This is a genomic window from Variovorax paradoxus (assembly GCF_902712855.1).
Lineage (GTDB): Bacteria > Pseudomonadota > Gammaproteobacteria > Burkholderiales > Burkholderiaceae_C > Variovorax > Variovorax paradoxus_Q.
On sequence record NZ_LR743507.1, the window covers coordinates 3,425,239 to 3,441,389 of the forward strand.

12 protein-coding genes are annotated in these 16,151 nt (G+C 70.4%); 8 read left to right on the top strand and 4 right to left on the bottom strand.

Features of this window, described 5'->3' with window-relative positions; genetic code table 11:
• Positions 1–2: 2 nt before the first annotated feature.
• Together AACL56_RS15610 and AACL56_RS15615 are read right to left on the bottom strand one after the other, a co-directional pair.
• The gene (locus AACL56_RS15610) at positions 3–1,034 is read right to left on the bottom strand and encodes an ABC transporter substrate-binding protein (protein WP_339090718.1); all 1,032 of its coding nucleotides are present in this window, start codon (positions 1,032–1,034) and stop codon (positions 3–5) included.
• Positions 1,035–1,077: 43 nt separating this feature from the next.
• Positions 1,078–2,313 carry an acyl-CoA dehydrogenase family protein gene (locus tag AACL56_RS15615; RefSeq protein WP_339090719.1) on the bottom strand — a complete coding sequence of 412 codons (1,236 nt, stop codon included), beginning with the start codon at positions 2,311–2,313 and terminating at the stop codon, positions 1,078–1,080.
• 248 nt (positions 2,314–2,561) lie between these two features.
• On the opposite strand from AACL56_RS15615, the gene AACL56_RS15620 reads away from it, so the two are divergent.
• The 4 genes from AACL56_RS15620 to AACL56_RS15635 are packed head-to-tail and all read left to right on the top strand — an operon-like array spanning position 2,562 to position 6,450.
• Positions 2,562–3,245: an SGNH/GDSL hydrolase family protein gene (locus AACL56_RS15620; RefSeq protein WP_339090720.1), complete on the top strand. Its 684-nt coding sequence runs from the start codon at positions 2,562–2,564 to the stop codon at positions 3,243–3,245.
• Positions 3,242–3,931 (top strand): cell division protein FtsQ, encoded by a 690-nt coding sequence (locus tag AACL56_RS15625; protein ID WP_339090721.1) that lies wholly within the window; start codon positions 3,242–3,244, stop codon positions 3,929–3,931. The genes AACL56_RS15620 and AACL56_RS15625 overlap by 4 nt, the downstream gene beginning before the upstream one ends.
• A 6-nt stretch (positions 3,932–3,937) precedes the next feature.
• Positions 3,938–5,335 carry an MBOAT family O-acyltransferase gene (locus AACL56_RS15630; protein WP_339090722.1) on the top strand — a complete coding sequence of 466 codons (1,398 nt, stop codon included), beginning with the start codon at positions 3,938–3,940 and terminating at the stop codon, positions 5,333–5,335.
• Positions 5,336–5,337: 2 nt separating this feature from the next.
• Entirely contained in the window at positions 5,338–6,450 is a 1,113-nt protein-coding gene (locus AACL56_RS15635) for an alginate O-acetyltransferase AlgX-related protein (protein ID WP_339090723.1), read from the top strand.
• A 6-nt stretch (positions 6,451–6,456) separates the two neighbouring features.
• Here AACL56_RS15635 and AACL56_RS15640 read toward each other — a convergent pair whose 3' ends face one another.
• Positions 6,457–6,951: a low molecular weight phosphatase family protein gene (locus AACL56_RS15640; RefSeq protein ID WP_339090724.1), complete on the bottom strand. Its 495-nt coding sequence runs from the start codon at positions 6,949–6,951 to the stop codon at positions 6,457–6,459.
• Between the two features lie 90 nt (positions 6,952–7,041).
• Here AACL56_RS15640 and AACL56_RS15645 point away from each other — a divergent pair, with 90 nt between their 5' ends.
• Genes AACL56_RS15645 through AACL56_RS15655 form a run of 3 tightly spaced genes read left to right on the top strand, consistent with a single transcriptional unit; the run spans position 7,042 to position 12,819 of the window.
• Positions 7,042–9,750 (top strand): bifunctional acetate--CoA ligase family protein/GNAT family N-acetyltransferase, encoded by a 2,709-nt coding sequence (locus AACL56_RS15645; RefSeq protein WP_339092884.1) that lies wholly within the window; start codon positions 7,042–7,044, stop codon positions 9,748–9,750.
• Positions 9,751–9,805: 55 nt separating this feature from the next.
• Positions 9,806–10,843, top strand: a complete 1,038-nt coding sequence (locus AACL56_RS15650) for a DUF4105 domain-containing protein (protein WP_339090725.1) — start codon at positions 9,806–9,808, stop codon at positions 10,841–10,843.
• Positions 10,840–12,819, top strand: a complete 1,980-nt coding sequence (locus AACL56_RS15655; protein WP_339090726.1) for an esterase/lipase family protein — start codon at positions 10,840–10,842, stop codon at positions 12,817–12,819. Before AACL56_RS15650 ends, AACL56_RS15655 begins: the two co-directional genes overlap by 4 nt.
• A 7-nt stretch (positions 12,820–12,826) precedes the next feature.
• On the opposite strand, the gene AACL56_RS15660 is transcribed toward AACL56_RS15655, so the two are convergent.
• Positions 12,827–13,963 (bottom strand): GGDEF domain-containing protein, encoded by a 1,137-nt coding sequence (locus AACL56_RS15660; protein ID WP_339090727.1) that lies wholly within the window; start codon positions 13,961–13,963, stop codon positions 12,827–12,829.
• A gap of 537 nt (positions 13,964–14,500) precedes the next feature.
• Here AACL56_RS15660 and AACL56_RS15665 point away from each other — a divergent pair.
• The gene (locus AACL56_RS15665; protein WP_339090728.1) at positions 14,501–16,138 is read left to right on the top strand and encodes a hypothetical protein; all 1,638 of its coding nucleotides are present in this window, start codon (positions 14,501–14,503) and stop codon (positions 16,136–16,138) included.
• The last annotated feature ends 13 nt before the right edge of the window (positions 16,139–16,151 follow it).

Consider the following 16,151-nt stretch of genomic DNA (forward strand, 5'->3'; position numbering starts at 1 on the left):
CGTCAGGCCAGCGTGACGCGGTCGGGCGCGGCCGCCTTCAGTGCGTCGGCGTAGATGAGCTTGCGGTACAGCGCGCGCAGGTCTTCCTTCGGCGGCGTGGCCAGCCCGGCCTCGACCGCCCATTGCGCGTTGAGCACGAGGTCGTCGAGCAGGCGGTTGTCCAGCCGCACGCCGATGGAGACGGTGTCGAGCCCGGCCTTGGTGGTTTCCACCGTGGCCTTGGTGCGCTCGGCGACCAGCGCAACGGCGTCGGCCGCCTGTGCGCGATAGAACTTCTCGGCGTCCAGCAGGCTGCGAACGGCCGCCTCGACCAGCCTGGGCTTGCCCTGCACCAGCGACTCGCTGGCGGTGAGCACGTAGTGGCTCAGGAAGACCTTCTCCAGGCCGGTGTCGTCGAGTACCTGCACCTTGCCGCCGCTGTCGGCCACTGCTTTCTGCCCCGCGTCCCATCCCCAGGCGAAGGCGTCGATGTCGCCCTTGACGGCAGCGGTGACGGCGTCCGGCCCGCGCAGGTTGACGAGCGTGACGTCCTTCAACGCCAGGCCGTGCAGCGAGAGGAAACGGCTCAGGAAGTAGTGGCCGCTGGTGCCGATGGTCGTGGCCACGCGCTTGCCCTTGAGCTGCGCGCCGCTGCGGATGCCGCGGTCGGTGCGCGCCGCCACCACCATGCCGCTCGACAGCCGCGAGAACTCTGCGACGATCACGGCGGGCACCCCGTTGGCGCCCGCCAGTCCCACCACGCTGTCGGTGGAGGTGGCGAACTGCGCCTTGCCGGCCACCGCCGCATCGAAGGCCAGCCGGCCCGAGGTGAACTGGAGCGTCGTGGCCTCGATGCCGTGGTTCTTCCAGTAGTTCTTGCCGGTGACGAGGTACGGGATCGCCCAGCTGAAGCCCTGGCTCTCGGCAACCACGATCTTCTCGACGCCCGGCTGCTGGGCCCAGGACGGCGCGGCGGAGGCGGACAGCGCCAGGCCGGCGAGGCCGAGGCCGAACTGGCGGCGATCGAGGTGGCGGGGAAATTGCGAAGTGGTCATGCGGGCATCCGGAAAGGCAAGGAGAGAAACGAAGGAAGACGGGTCAGCCGTAGCCATGGGGGTTGGGCACGTCGCCCGCCAGCAGCCAGGCGCCGATGCCCTGGTGCCGGTAGTCGAGCGGGTCGTGCAGCGTGTGCACGCGCACGTTGCGCCAGTAGCGGTCGAAGCCGTGGCGCGAGGCGGTCGCGCGTGCGCCGACCAGCTCGAAGATCTGCGAGGTCACGTGCAGCGCGGTGCGCGCGGCCTGCGTCCGGGCCGAGGCCACGTCGATGGCCAGCGCGGCACGTTCTTCCGCCGTGAGCGCCGCGCCGCGGTCCCAGGCCTGCTGGAACCGGGCGTTGGCATGGTTCGACAGCGCCGTGGCGGCCTGCAGCGCCGACCACATCTCGCCGGCGCGCAACTGCAGCAGCCGGTCGTCCTGCGAGCGCTCCACGCCGGCCATCGGCCAGGGCTGGGTCTGCGTGCGCAGGTAGTCGATGGCTGCGCGCAAGGCGCCGAGGGCGTTGCCCAGGTAGATCTCGGTCAGCACGACCTGGCCGATGAGGTTGCGCAGCGTGGCGCGCGGGCTCGAGGCCACGCCGGGCGGACCGAGCACCTCGTCGTGCGCGATGCGCACGCGCTCGAACGACACGCTGCCGCTGTCGGTCTGGCGCTGACCCATGTTGTCCCAGTCGTCGTGCACGCGGATGCCGGCGCGCGAAGTCGGCACCACGGCGAACACCCGGTCGGTGGGGTCCCGGCCGAGCACGACCGAGATATTGAGCACGTCGGAATCGGTGGCGCCCGAGCAGAACGCCTTCGTGCCGTCGATCTCCAGGCCGTCGGCGGTGCGCACGGCGGCAAGCCGGGTGTCGCGCGCGTTCACCGCGTTGCCCCAGAACCAGCGGTGCTCGACCGCGCTGCCGAGGTAGCGCGCCTGTTGCGCCGCCGAGCCGAAGAGCAGCACGCTCGCCACCTGCAGGTGCTGGAAGCCGAACAGGTGCGCCAGCGAGCTGTCGGCCTGCGCGAGACGGCGGATGGCGCGGAAGATCAGCGGCCAGCCGGCCTCCAGCCCGCCGAAGGCGCGCGGAATGGCCAGCGCCAGCAGCCCGCTTTCGCGCAGCAACCGGCGCTCGGCCAGGGCGGTGCCGCCGGCACGGTCGCGCTGCGCCGCGGTGGCCGCAAGCGCATCGGCAAGCGTGTTCACGGCGGAGGTGAATTCGCCGAATTCCTCGGCGAACGGGTCCGCGAACGAAGCGGTGGACAGGGAGAAAGACGGGGATGAGGGAGAAGAAACCACGGGAATTCCGGCGAGCCGCCAAGGGAGCGAGGAACACCGCTCGAAGGAGAAGCGACGGAGTCTAGAAACGGAAGTCCTCGTCCGGAACGAAGAAAAGCGCATGAGTACATGCGGAGATCGTTCGGAGCGCACGGCCGCTTTCGGGCAGCCGCAACCCGGGTGCACGGCGGGGCGCAAGCGCTGCCGCGACTGCATCGGACCTCCGGGGCTGGTACATTTCCCCGGCCTCGCAAACCAAAGGGATATCGGTGTCACTCGCAGCGGCCATGGCCGGACTTTCCATCCTCGTCATCGGGGACAGCCACCTCGCACAATCCAACTACCTGATCTCGTCGCTGCACGACAACCTGCTGCGCCAGGGCGCGACGGTGCATTCGATCGGGGTCTGCGGCGTGTTGCCCTACGACTGGACGGTGTCCAAGGTCGGCACCTGCGGCGGCGCCGAGCGCATCGGCAACCGTCCGCCGGTGGAAAGCAGCACCGGCAAGACCACGGCCGTGGCGCAGCTCATCCGGCAGGAGCGCCCCGACCTGGTGCTGGTGGTGCTCGGCGACACCATGGCCGCCTACAAGCAGCCCGATTTCCCGATGAACTGGGTGTGGCAGCAGGTGGGCTCGCTCACCGGCGCGATCGCGGCAACCGGCACCCGCTGCGCCTGGGTCGGCCCGGCCTGGGGCCAGGAAGGCGGCAAGTACGGCAAGACCTACGCCCGCGTGGAGCTGGTCAGCCGCTTCCTGGCGACCAACGTCGAACCCTGCACCTACATCGATTCCCTCGAGATGTCCCGCCGCGGCCAGTGGCCGACCATCGACGGGCAGCATTTCAGCTCGAACGGCTACCGCGCCTGGGGCGACGGGATCGCCAAGGCGGTGGCGAAGCTGCCGCTGCCGGCCGCCACCAACCCGAACGCCGCCGGCGCCGCACGCCAATGAACCGCGCGATCCGCCTGCCGCTGCTTGCGGCGCTGTATACGCTCGTGCCGGTGGCCACCGTTGCCGCGCCCAAGCTGTACGACACCGGGCCGGCGCAGGACCTGGCGCTGGTGCGCTTCGTCAACGCCAGCGCGCAGCCGCTGACGGTGCAAAGCGGCAGCAACAGCGGTGGCGCCAAGGCCAGCATCGTGGTCGCGCCTGCCGCCCCCGTCACCGACTACCAGCCCGCGCGTTCCGACGCGCCCGTCACCGGCCAGTGGCAGTCGGGCAGCCGCACGCTGCCGATCTCGCTGCGCGTGAAGGCCGGCGGCTCGGCTTCGGCCGTGGTATGGACCGACGGGAGCGGCAACCTTGCGGGCACCAGCTTCACCGAGGAGCCGCCGGCCTTCGACCCGCTGCGCGCCTCGCTCGCGTTCTACAACGCCGATGCGCGCTGCACGGCCGCATCGCTGGCTTCCAGCCCGGCCAAGGTCGCCATCTTCGAGAAGCAGGCCGCCGCGGCCAGCGCCCGCCGCGCGATCAACCCGGTCAGGCTGGTGGTCGAGGCGTCGTGCAACGGCCAGCCGGTGGAAGGCACGGTCGACCTCGGCTCGCTGCAGGCGGGCCAGCGCTACAGCGTGTTCCTCGTTCCCGCCGGCAGGAACGCCAGCCGGCTGATCGGCCTGCAGGACCGCATCGCACGCTGACGGCCCGTGGTCTTCGCTTCGCTCGAATTCCTCGCGGTCTTCCTGCCGTTGTTCCTGCTGCTGTACGCGGCAACGCCGGCGCGGGCGAAGAACGCGCTGCTGCTGGCGGCCAGCTGGCTGTTCTACGGCTGGTGGAGCCCGCTCTTCCTGCTGCTCTTCATCGCGCTCACGGCACTGGCATGGGCTGGCGGACTGATGGTCGAGCATGCGCCGCCGCGGCGGCGCAAGGCGGTGCTGGTGGTGCTGATCGCCGCCAACCTCGGCGTGCTCGCATGGTTCAAGTACGCCAACATCGTGGTGGAGACCTTCAGCGCGGCCATCGTCCACGCGGGCGCGATGCCGCTCGCCTGGCAGCGCATCGCGCTGCCCATCGGGCTGTCGTTCACCGTGCTGCAGGCGATCTCGTACTTCGTCGACATCCATCGCGGCAGGTTCCGGGCCGAGCGCCGCCCGGTCGACTTCGCCACCTACCTCGCGATGTTCGGCCACCTGGTGGCGGGGCCGATCATCCGGTACGACTGGATCCGGCAGCGCCTCGCGCACCGGTCGATGCGATGGTCGGGCTTCTCCCGCGGCGCCCGCCGCTTCATGATCGGCATGGCCATGAAGGTGCTGGTGGCCGACACGCTCGCACCGGTGGCCGACCAGGTCTTCGCATCGGCCGACCCCAGCTTCGCCGACGCCTGGCTCGGCTGCCTGGCCTACTCGCTGCAACTGTTCTTCGACTTCGCGGGCTACAGCGCGATGGCGATCGGCATCGGGGCGATGCTGGGATTCCGCTTTCCCGAGAACTTCAACGCGCCCTACCTGGCGCGCAACGTCGCGGAGTTCTGGCGGCGCTGGCACATCTCGCTGTCTTCGTGGCTGCGCGATTACCTCTACGTGCCGCTCGGCGGCAGCAGGCGCGGCAACGGCCGCACGGTGGCCAACCTGATGCTGACCATGGGCATCGGCGGACTCTGGCATGGCGCGGACAGCTGGAACTTCCTCTACTGGGGGCTGGCGCACGGTGCGGCGCTGAGCGTGGTGCACCTGTGGCGCCAGCGCGGCCCTCGCCTGCCCGCGCCGCTCGCCCATGCGGCCACGCTGCTGTTCGTGATGCTGGGCTGGACCCTCTTCCGCTCGCCCGATCTCGCAACGGCCGGCGCCATGCTGGGCGGCCAGTTCGGCCTGCACGGCCTTGCGCTCGGTGACGCGCTGTCGAACACGCTGCGTGCACCGGTGGTGCTGGCGTACCTGCTCGGCATTGCGTGGGCGATCGCGCCGGCGGCGATGGCGCACCGCCGCCATGCAGGCACCGCTTTCGCGCTGGCGGCCGGCATCGCGCCCATTGCGGGGTTCCTGCTGTCGATGGCGCTGGTCGCCAGTCGCGGCACGGTGCCTTTCCTCTACTTCCAGTTCTGAAGATGGCCCGCTCCACCCGACGCCTCAGAGCACGCCTGCGCCGGGCCACCTCGGCCGCGTTCCTGGCGGCCATCGGCAGCGCCTTCATCGCGACGCTTCCGAACGTCGGCGGCGTGCTGGACCGCGCGAACATCTCCTTGCTGCACGACGCGGCGGCGCGGCGCGACCTCACGAAATCGCTGGTCACGACGCCGGTCACCGAGACACTCGCGCGCTGGCAGCGCGATGCCGGCTGGCTGGCGCTGCGCGACCTCGGCCCCGAAGTGAAGCGCGGCGAGGCCAACTGGCTCTTTCTCGACGAAGAGCTGCAGGTGCACCCCCAAGGCAACGCCCACGCGAACGCCCGTGCGGATGCGGTCCGGCAGGTCGCGCGCGGACTGGCCGAGCGGCACATCGCGCTGCTGGTGGTCGTCGTGCCCGACAAGAGCCGCATCGAAGCCGCGCACCTCGCGTCGCTGCGACGCCCCGGCGAACTCGCGACCCGGGCGCGCGACTGGACCGCACGGCTCGAAGCCGGGGGCGTGCCTGCGCTCGACCTCACGACGGCGCTGTCCGTGCCGGCAGGCGGGCCGTCGCCCTTCCTGCGCACCGACACGCACTGGAGCGAGCACGGCAGCATGCTCGCCGCGCAGGCCGTGGCACGCCGCCTGAAGGACATGCACGCGCTCGAGGGCGACCCGGTTCCCTCGGTGATCGTCTCGCGCCAGTCGCATTCGTCATGGGGCGACCTCGTGCGCCTTGCCGGCATCGACGGCCTGCCGCCTGCGCTCAAGCCCGCGCCGGACACGGACACGCAATCGGTCGTGGAAACGCGCAGCGACAGCACCGACCTGTTCGGCAGCGCGGCATTGCCGTCGACCGTGTTGCTGGGCACATCGTTTTCGCGGCGCAGCAATTTCCGGCCGTTCCTGCAATTGGAAAGCCAGTCGCTGGTGGCGGACTTCGCCATGGACGGCGGCGATTTCGCGGGCGCCGCGCGCGGCTACTTCGCGAGTGAATCGTTCGCGAAGAACCCGCCGCGCACCATCGTGTGGGAAGTGCCTGAACGCGCGCTGACGCAGCCCATCGGCGATGCCGAGAAAGCCTGGCTGCGCGCACCGCTGCCGGGCCGCTGACGCGCTTCAGCGCATGTAGCCGAGGTCTCGCACGTCGGAACGCACCGCTGCACGGTCGCCGCCGTGCAGCGGCAGGCTGATCAGAAGCTCCAGCCGGCGCCGCAGCGAGAACAGCATCTGGATCGCGTCGTGCGCGACCTTCTCGGGGTCGTCGCCGCCGGCCACGTCGGGGTAGTCCCACAAGGCGCCGTCGGGCTGGCCGGGCCAGCGCGGCTGGCGCCCCTCGGTGTCCTTGTCGAGCGTGATGACGAACTCGGCCGGCGTGCCGACCGATCGCGCCACGTCGTCCCAGCTGCGGGGCGCGTGCGTCGGAACGGGCATGCTCGCGCTCACCAAAGCACCGATGGCGGCGGGATGGAATTCGCGGCCGACCTTGCCGGGCTGACCGCAGGAAGATGCCGAGAACCGCTTGGGGTCCAGGTGCGTGAGGCACGCTTCGGCCAGGATGCTGCGCAATGAATTTCGTCGGGAGACGAAGATCACGCCGATACGTTTTTGCATGGAGTCTTCACTATAGCCAAGGCTTGCGCATCCGTCATGACACCCGGCCCTTTGCACGGCGGCCCTCGATCAGGGCAGACTCGGGGGATGATGGACAAGCACTTCCTCAATCCGCTCTTCGCGCCCTCCTCCGTCGTGGCCTTCGTGGGCCATGCGGACGACCCCGGCGGCCAGCCGCCGGCGGGACGCACGCTGCGCGAAGCCTTCCGTGCCGACCGTTTCGACGGCACGCTGCGCTTTCTCGACGTGCGCACCAAGGGCACGCTCGAGGAGCTCTCGCAGACCCATGCCGACCTGGCGCTGATCGCGCTCGCGCCGCGCGACGTGGCAGCGGCGCTGGAGATCGCGGGCCGCATCGGCTGCACCGCGGCGGTGGTCATCTCGAGCGGCATCGGCGCCGAACAGGCCGCGCAGTGGCGCAAGATCGCCAGGCGCGAAGGCGTTCATCTGCTCGGCCCGAATTCGCTGGGCTTCCAGCGCCCACTGCTGCACCTGAACGCCGGCGTGGCGGGTCCGCTCGCCAGGTCCGGGCCGCTCGCGCTGGTGTCGCAGTCCGGCGCGCTCACGGCGTCGATGCTCGACTGGGCGCGGCAGAACGGCGTGGGCTTCTCGAGCGTCGTCTCGCTCGGCCCTCACACCTCGGTCGACATTCCGCAGGTGCTCGACTTCCTGGCCAACGACCAGGCCACCCACAGCATCATCGTGTACCTCGAAGGCATCGCCGATGCGCGCCGCTTCATGAGCGCGCTGCGCTCGGCTTCGCATGCCAAGCCGGTGGTGGTGCTCAAGGCCGGCCGCAAGCCGGCGGGCAACGAGGCCGCGCAGACGCACAGTGCCGCCATCGTCGGCAGCGACGACGTCTTCGACTCCGCCTTGCGCCGCGCGGGCGCAGTGCGCGTGCGCTCCTTCGTCGAGCTGTTCTCGGCGGCCAAGTGCCTGGCCTCGCGCTACCGGCCGGTGGGCAGGCGACTGGCCGTGGTCACGAACGGCGGCGGGCCCGGCGTGCTGGCGGCCGACTGGATCAACGAGATCGGGCTCGACCTCGGCAAACTGTCCGCGCCGTCGCAGAAGGTGCTGTTGCCCGGGCTGCCGCCGCTGGCGTCGCTCGCCGACCTGATCGACCTGTCGGAAGACGCCCAGCCCGCGCACTACCGCGCGGCCATCGATGCCGCCTCGGCCGACAGCGAGGTCGACGGCGTGCTCGCCATCTTCTCGCCCAAGCCCGGCGCCGACGCGGCCGCCACCGCCAAGGCGCTGGCCGACATTCCGCGCCCGATGAACAAGCCGCTGCTGGCCTGCTGGATGGGCGACTCGTCGGTGGGCAAGGCGCGCTCCGTGCTGGCCGACGCGACCATCCCGAGCTTTCGCACGCCCGAAGCCGCCGTGGGCGCCTTCGGCAACATCGCGGCCTTCTACCAGAACCAGCAGCTGCTGCAGCAGACGCCGCCGCCGCTGTCGGCGCTGGCCAAGCCCGACATCGACGGCGCGCGCCTGCTGATCGAGAGCGTGCTGGCCGAACGCCGCAAGGTGCTGACGGAGATGGAGTCGAAGTCGCTGCTGTCGTCGTTCCACATTCCGATCACGCGCACGCTGCTCGCACGCAGTGCGAACGAGGCCATGATGATCGCCACGCAGCTCGGCTTTCCGGTGGCGCTCAAGATCGACTCGCCCGACATCCCGCACAAGTCCGACGTCGAGGGCGTGGCCCTCAACGTGCTCAATGGCACCGCCGCGCGCGACACCTACCTCGAGATGATGGAGCGCGTGTCCCGGCTCGCGCCCGAGGCGCGCATCAACGGCATCACTGTGCAGAAGATGGTGCGCGCGCGGCGCGGCCGCGAGATCTACGTGGGCATGGTGACCGACGAGCCTTTCGGGCCGGTCATCGTGTTCGGCGCCGGCGGCACCATGATCGAGCTGCTGAACGACCGGGCCATGGAGCTGCCGCCGCTCAACCAGTTCCTGGCGCGCCGGCTCATCGAGCGTTCGCGCGTCGCCGAGACGCTGGGCGAGTGGCGCGGCGCCAGCGCGGTGGACATGGAAGCGCTCGAGGACGTGCTGCTGCGCGTATCGGAGATGGTGTGCGAGCTGCCCGAGCTGCGCGAGATGGACATCAACCCCATCATCGTGGACGAGTCGGGTGCGATCTCGGTCGATGCGCGCATCGTGATCGAGAGCAGCTCGCAGGGTGTCGCGGGCAACACGGGCCATGCAGGCAACGGCTACCAGCACCTCGCCATCATGCCGTACCCCGCGCGCTACCGGCGCGAGTGGCCGCTGCCGGGCACGGGCGGCGGCACGTACATCGTGCGGCCGGTGCATCCGAACGATGCGCAGATGCTGCAGTCGCTCGTTCAGGGCCTGTCGCCCGAAAGCCGCTGGTTCCGCTTCGTCTCGCGCTTCCACGAGTTGCCGCCTTCGATGCTCTCGCGCTTCACGCTGATCGACTACGACCGCGAAATGGCGCTGGTGGCCGTGGTGCTCGACCGGAGCGCGTCGCCCGACGGGACGATCCTGGAAAGCGAGCGCATCGTGGGCGTGTCGCGCTACATCACCAACCCCGACCAGACCAGCTGCGAGTTCTCGCTGGTGGTGGCCGACGAGTTCAGTGGCAAGGGCATCGGCTCGCGCCTGATGGAAAGCATCATCGACGTGGCGCGCGACAAGGGCCTCGCCGAGATGGACGGGCTGGTGCTGGCCAACAACCCCGACATGCTGAAGCTGGTGCGCCGGCTGGGGTTCACGGTGAAGTCGTTCCCGGAGGACCCCGATTTCAAGCTCGTGAGCTACATGCTTTAGCCGAAGACATGCCCGTCGTAAGCTAGCCGGGTTCCAGCTTCCGTTTTCCGCTTCCATGATCCGAACGCTCCTGCGTCACATCGGCCGCTTCCTGCTGTCGCTCGCCGTGCTCCTGACCTCGGCATGGGCCTGCCTCGCACTCTGGTACCAGCTGCCCGGCCCGCCTGCCGTGAAGATCGGCGCCGGCGTGCTGTGGGCGGGCTTCGGCCTCGTGGCGATCGCGCTGGCGTGGCGCGGACGGGCGGCGCGCGCCCTGCTCTCGTACGCGGTGAGCTTCGCGCTGCTGCTGGGCTGGTGGGGCACCATTCTTCCGTCGCAGGACCGCGTGTGGGCCGACGACGTGGCCAGGCAGGTCACGGGCCGCGTCGAAGGCAGCGTCGTCACCATGGACAACGTGCGCAATTTCGACTGGCGCACCGACACCGACTACATGCAGCGCTGGGAAACGCGCCGCTACGACCTCGACCGCCTGCGCAGCGTGGACGTGGCGCTGTCGTACTGGACCGGCCCGGCCATCGCGCACACGCTGGTGTCCTTCGGCTTCGACGACGGCCGGTTCGTCACTTTCTCGATCGAGATCCGCAAGGAACGCGGCGAGAGCTTCTCGTCCATCGGCGGCTTCTTCAAGCAGTTCGAGACCAGCCTCATCGCGGCCGACGAACACGACATCCTGCGCGTGCGCACCAATGTGCGCGGCGAGGACGTCTACATGTACCGCGTGCAACTGCCGCAGGCCGAAATGCGCTCTCTGTTCATGGCCTACCTCGGCGAAGGCGCCTCGCTGGCGCAGGCGCCGAGCTTCTACAACACGCTGACCGCCAACTGCACCACCATCGTGTACGCGCTGGCCAGGCGCATCGTGCCGGGCCTGCCGATGGACTGGCGGCTGCTCGCCTCGGGCTACCTGCCCGAATACCTGTTCGACGTGGGCGGCCTCGCGCCGGGCTACAGCATGGAAGCGCTTCGCGCCGCGGGCCGCATCACCGACCGGGCCATCGCCACCGACAAGGCGTCGGGCGCGGATTTCTCGCAGGCCATCCGCAGCGGCATGCCGGGCGTCGCGGTCGTGAAAGCTGTGAAGGCCACGCCATGACGCGCACTCGCCTCGCCGCGCTTGCGGCAGGACTGTGCGCCGCGGCGCTGCTCGCGGGCTGCGCGGGCGTGAAGGTCGGCTCCATCTCGCCGGCCGAGTACCTCGCGCAGCGCCGCGGCGACGTGCTCACCACCGGCAGGCTCAGCACATCCGCACAGGAAGTGCTGCGCGTGATCGGCTCCGGCCCCGACCTGTGCCGCAAGACCGGCCCCGCCTGCCGCAACGCACTGGCCGATTCGCCGGGCATCACCGACGAGCAGCGCCTGTCGGCGCTTTCCGAGGTCTGGCTGCAGGTGGCGCTGGCGGCCGACAAGGGCGTGGCGGCGTCGCCGGGCGACGAGGCCGCATCCGCGGCCACCGCCATCGACGCCTGGCTCGAAACCGCGCGCCATGCCTACGCCTACCTGTTCTTCACGGCCCGCAAGCCGCGCGACCGCGCCTTCGAGGACCGCCAGACGCAGGTGCGCGACTACTACAACTACGCGGTGCAGCAGGCCATCACGGGCTTGTTCCGCACCTACCGGCGCAGCGGCGCACCGGAATCCACGGACGCGCCGCAGCCCGGCACCCGGGTGCAGCGGCCGCCGCAGCCGCCCGAGGTACCGCAGGTCGGCGACTGGCACATTGGCAGCGACGTGACCGCGCTGCGCCTGCCTGCCAACGCCGCGCTGCCCGACGAGCTGATTCCCGCCGCCTCTCTGACTTTCTCGGGCCTGCGCAACACCTACCGGCGCGACGGCTTCGGTGCCGAACTGGTGGCCTCGGCGAGCAAGCGCGCCTACGACCAGGCGCAGGACCCGGCACTGCCCTACCGCGAAACGCCGTTCCCGGCCATCACCGCGCTGCTGCTGTTCGACGGAAAGAACCTCGGCGAGATCCTCGGGACGCGGTCGGTGCGCATCGCCGCCTACGACCCGTACCGCACCGCCACCGTGCAGTTGGCCGGGCAGGATGTGCCGCTGGCCGCCAACTTCACCTCGGGCTACGGCCTGTGGCTGGCGCGCTCCGACTTCGCGCTGCAGGCGCTGCGCAGCCTGTTCGGCAGCGCCGACGGCCTCACGCAGCCGCGCATCTACCTGATGCAGCCCTACGACCCGGACCGCCGCACCATCGTCATGCTGCATGGCCTGGCCAGCAGCCCGGAAGCCTGGATCAACGTGGCCAACGAAGTGCTGGGCGACGAGACGCTGCGCCGGCGCTACCAGATCTGGCAGGTCTACTATCCGACCAATGCGCCGCTGCCGCTGAACAACCAGGCCATCCGCCAGGCGCTGCTGCAGACGCTGGCGCACTTCGACCCGACGGGCAAGGCCACGGCCTCGAATGACATCACGTTGATCGGCCACAGCATGGGCGGCGTGCTGTCGCGGCTGATGGTGTCCTCTTCGGAAGACAAGCTCTGGGACGCCCTGCTCGACAGCTACCCCATGCAGGGCGCCCAGCAGCAGCGCATGGAAGCGAAGCTCTCGCCGTACCTGCGCTTCGAACCGTTGCCGCAGGTGAGCGACGCCATCTTCATCGCCGCGCCGCACCGCGGCACGTCGTTCGCCAACAACCGAGTCTCCCGCTGGGTGTCCAACCTGATCACGCTGCCGGTGACCATGCTCGGGCAGCTCAACGACATCTCGCGCGAGCTGATCCGCATCGCGCCAGCCCGCCAGGACCGGGGCGCCTTCCGCATCCCCAACAGCATCGACAACCTGAGCGACCGCGACCCGTTCGTGCGGCTGTCGTCCGGCCTGCCGATGAATCCGCGCGTGCGCTTCCACTCCATCATCGGCAACGACACGCCGGGCCTGGCGCAGGCGTTGTCGAGCGACGGCATCGTGCCCTACGCCAGCGCGCACCTGGACGGCGCGGCGTCGGAGCTGGTGATTCCGTCTCAGCACAGCGTGCAGGAGAACCCGCTGGCCATACTGGAGATCCGGCGCATCCTCAAGGAGCAACTGGGCGCGCCTGCGGCGCAGGCACGCTAGTTCGCCCTCAGTGCGCGACCACCGTGTTGCGCGTCGCCTTCGCGGCATACAGCCTGCGGTCGGCGCGCGCCAGCAGAGCGTCGACGTCCGCCGCTGCGCCGTCCGTCGTGCTGGCGATGCCCGCGCTGAAGGTCACGCCGCCCGCGGCCTCGGCCTCCTGCGCCATGCGGCCCTGCATGCGCTGGAGCGCCGCCAGCGCGTGTGCCGCGTCGGTGTCGGGCAGCACCAGCAGGAATTCCTCGCCGCCCCAGCGCGCCACCAGGTCGGTTGCGCGCGCATGGCGCAGCAGCGCGCCCGAAAAGGCCTGCAGCACGCCGTCGCCGGCCGCGTGCCCGCGCGTGTCGTTGATGTTCTTGAAGTGATCGATGTCGCACAGCGCCACCGACAGCGGCGTGCCGTGCCGCGCCGAGCGCGCCAGCTCGCGCCGCAGCTGCGGCAGCACGCCGTAGCGGTTGAGCACGCCCGTCAGAAGGTCGGTGTGGGCGGCGCGGCGCAAGGTCTCGCGCAGCTCCTCCTGCAGCCACAGCACGAAGGCCGAGGTGGTCACCATGGTCATCACCATGTTGATCAGCAGGCCCGGCATGGCGCCCTTCAGCACGTCCTCGGGCCGCGCCGCCGCACCGAGCAGCAGCAGCACGTTGGCGACGATCGCGAAACCCATCGCCGTGATCAGGATGCGCACGCCGAAGAACCGGCGCACCGCGACCAGCTCCCGAGCGATCGTCGCCGCCAGCATCGCGACCAGCACCACATGCAGCAGCATCACGCGATGGGCCGGCTCGCTCATGAGCACGCTGGCCGCGGCCACGAACACGCCGAGCCCGAGGGCGACGGCATGTGGCGCTGCGCCCTTCTGTGCGGGCCGCGCGTGCCGGTGGATACCCACCAGGTGCAGCGCGATGCCGGCCGTGACCAGTCCGCTCGACAGCGTCAGCGGCGGAATGTCGAGCAGCCGGCCGAAGTCGACCGCGTCGATCGCGATCACGGCCTGCCCCGTGAGCAGCACCACGTCGCCCGCCAGCCACGAGCGCATGCCGCGCGCCCCGCTGCCCAGGCCCACGCGCGTGCTCATGAAGACCAGCACGAGGGTCAAGCCGACAAGCAGGTTGGCGAGCAGCAATGTCGGGGGATCGAGAAAGGGCATGCGTTCGATGGGGTGGTCGCTGAACGCAGGCACGCGTTTCTGCGCGTGATTTTGCGACAGCCCGATGCCGGTCCATCGCACGCCGCAGAACCGGGCCGCGCCCGACGGGCTGCGCTAAGATGCGCGCCGCGGTTGCAAGCCGCGCCCGGGCCCGCGGGAAGGGTTGAACCCACTTGCGTTCATCCTTCGCTGGTCGAACAGCCTTTTGTGCAGCCGGAGTTGCGGGTCGTCGGCGTCCGATGCACGGAGGTTTCATGAAGCGCATTCCCGCCCGGCCCGATCCAGGGCGTGTTCACACTATTTCTGGCGTCGCGTTGGCCGGCAAAGGGGCTGGCTGCAAGGCGCGCGTGCGCAGCAAGGCTGATGCCTTGCAAGCGCGGGCAACGCCGCAGACGGCCCCTTTGCCGGCCAACCCGAAGGGAAGGCCTGTCACGGCGGGCCACTCGGCGTTGCGCTCCTTGCATGGGCATACGCACATGCGGCGTCGCGCGCCTTGATTGGCCCGCCGTGACAAGCCTTCGCGACGCCAGAAATAGTGTGAACACGCCCCCTGACCACCTGAAGAAGCAAGCCAAGGAGCTGCTCGCTCTCTACCGGCACGACGATCCCGAAGCCATCACCCGTTTCCGCGAGGCCCTGCCTGTGGCGGCGGGCAAGTCCGACACCGCCATCGCCGCCCTGGGCCTGCGCCTGCACGACGCGCAGTCGTGCATCGCGCGCGAGTACGGCTTCGCATCCTGGGCCGACCTGCAGGGTTTTGTGCTCGCGCGCAGGGCGCAGGCGGAAGACCCGGCCAAGGCCCTGCTCCACTGGCTGCGGCTCGTGTACGCGGGCGACATCGCCGGCGGGCCGAACGGCGCGCGGCCCTCGGTGGCCGCCCGCCTGCTCGAGGAAAACCCCGCCCTGCCCGGCGACGACGCGTGGCTGGCCTGCGCGGTCGGCAACGAGGCCGCGGTGCGCCAAGCCATCGCGCAAGACCCGGCCTGGGTGCACCGCGCCGGCGGCCCGCTGGCGTTGCCGCCTCTGGTGGCCGTCACGCACTCCGGCCTGATGCAGTTGCCGGCCTTCCGCGACGGCCTGCGCGCCTGCGCGAAGCTGCTGCTCGACGCCGGGGCCTCCCCCGATCAATCGGCCGGCAACCGATGGCCGCCGGCCTCGCTCGAGCAGCCTTCCGAAACCGAGCGCCTCTCCGCACTCTACGGCGCCGCCGGACGCAACCACGATGCGGCGCTCACCCGCCTGTTGCTCGATGCGGGCGCGAACCCCGACGACGGCGAGTCGCTCTATCACGCGCTGGACAGCCTGCCATGCACGCGGCTGCTGCTGGAAGCCGGCGCGCGCGTCACCGGCTCGAACGCGATGTACCGCGTGCTCGACCTCGACGCCGTCGACACGCTGCGGTTGCTGCTCGCGCACGGCGGCGACGCCAGCGAAAAGCCGCTGGGCGAGCCCTCGGCCGAATGGGGTTCGCCGCTGCTGTGGGCAATTCGCCGCCGCCGCTCGCCTGCACACATCGAGGCGCTGCTGGCCGCGGGCGCCGATCCCAAGGCCACCACGCGCGACGGCACGCGCGCGCACACCGTGGCCCTGCGCTTCGGACTGACCGACGTGGCGCGGCTGCTGGAAGCCGCAGGCGGCGGCGATGCACCGCTTGCGGCCGACGAAGCCTTCATTGCAGCCTGTGCACGCGGCGACGAGGCCGCGGCGCGGCAGGTTCTGGCCAACCACCCCGGCCTGATCAGCACGCTCGGCGAAACGCAGCTGCGGCTGCTGCCCGAGCTCGCCGCCCAGGGCTGCAACGACGCGGTGCAGGTCATGGCCTCGCTCGGCTGGCCCATCGAAGTGCGCGGCGGCGACTGGGACGGCTCGGCGCTGAACCATGCCGTGTTCAACGGAAACGCCGCGCTCGCCGGCTTCTTGCTGGCACACGGTGCCGACTGGCGCGCGATGCATGGCTTCGGCGACAACGTCATCGGTACGCTGTCGTGGGCATCGCTCAACGAGCCGGCCGCGGGCGGCGACTGGGTCGGTTGCGCGCAGGCCCTGTTCGCCCACGGCATGCCCACCGTGCGCCCCGACCCGGAGAACCCCGACGGCGTGCTCGTCGGCACGCACCACGGCAGGTTCTCGGACGAGGTGACGGACTACCTGCTCGGCGCGTTCGCTCAGCGTTAGACGGTCCGGGTCG

Excerpts from the sequence above, each read along its gene's own strand:
- AACL56_RS15625 (WP_339090721.1), top strand. The coding sequence starts at position 3,242 with ATGAACCGCGCGATCCGCCTGCCGCTGCTTGCGGCGCTGTATACGCTC.
- AACL56_RS15660 (WP_339090727.1), bottom strand. The coding sequence starts at position 13,963 with ATGCCCTTTCTCGATCCCCCGACATTGCTGCTCGCCAACCTGCTTGTC.
- AACL56_RS15655 (WP_339090726.1), top strand. The coding sequence starts at position 10,840 with ATGACGCGCACTCGCCTCGCCGCGCTTGCGGCAGGACTGTGCGCCGCG.
- AACL56_RS15650 (WP_339090725.1), top strand. The coding sequence starts at position 9,806 with ATGATCCGAACGCTCCTGCGTCACATCGGCCGCTTCCTGCTGTCGCTC.
- AACL56_RS15640 (WP_339090724.1), bottom strand. The coding sequence starts at position 6,951 with ATGCAAAAACGTATCGGCGTGATCTTCGTCTCCCGACGAAATTCATTG.
- AACL56_RS15645 (WP_339092884.1), top strand. The coding sequence starts at position 7,042 with ATGGACAAGCACTTCCTCAATCCGCTCTTCGCGCCCTCCTCCGTCGTG.
- AACL56_RS15635 (WP_339090723.1), top strand. The coding sequence starts at position 5,338 with ATGGCCCGCTCCACCCGACGCCTCAGAGCACGCCTGCGCCGGGCCACC.
- AACL56_RS15610 (WP_339090718.1), bottom strand. The coding sequence starts at position 1,034 with ATGACCACTTCGCAATTTCCCCGCCACCTCGATCGCCGCCAGTTCGGC.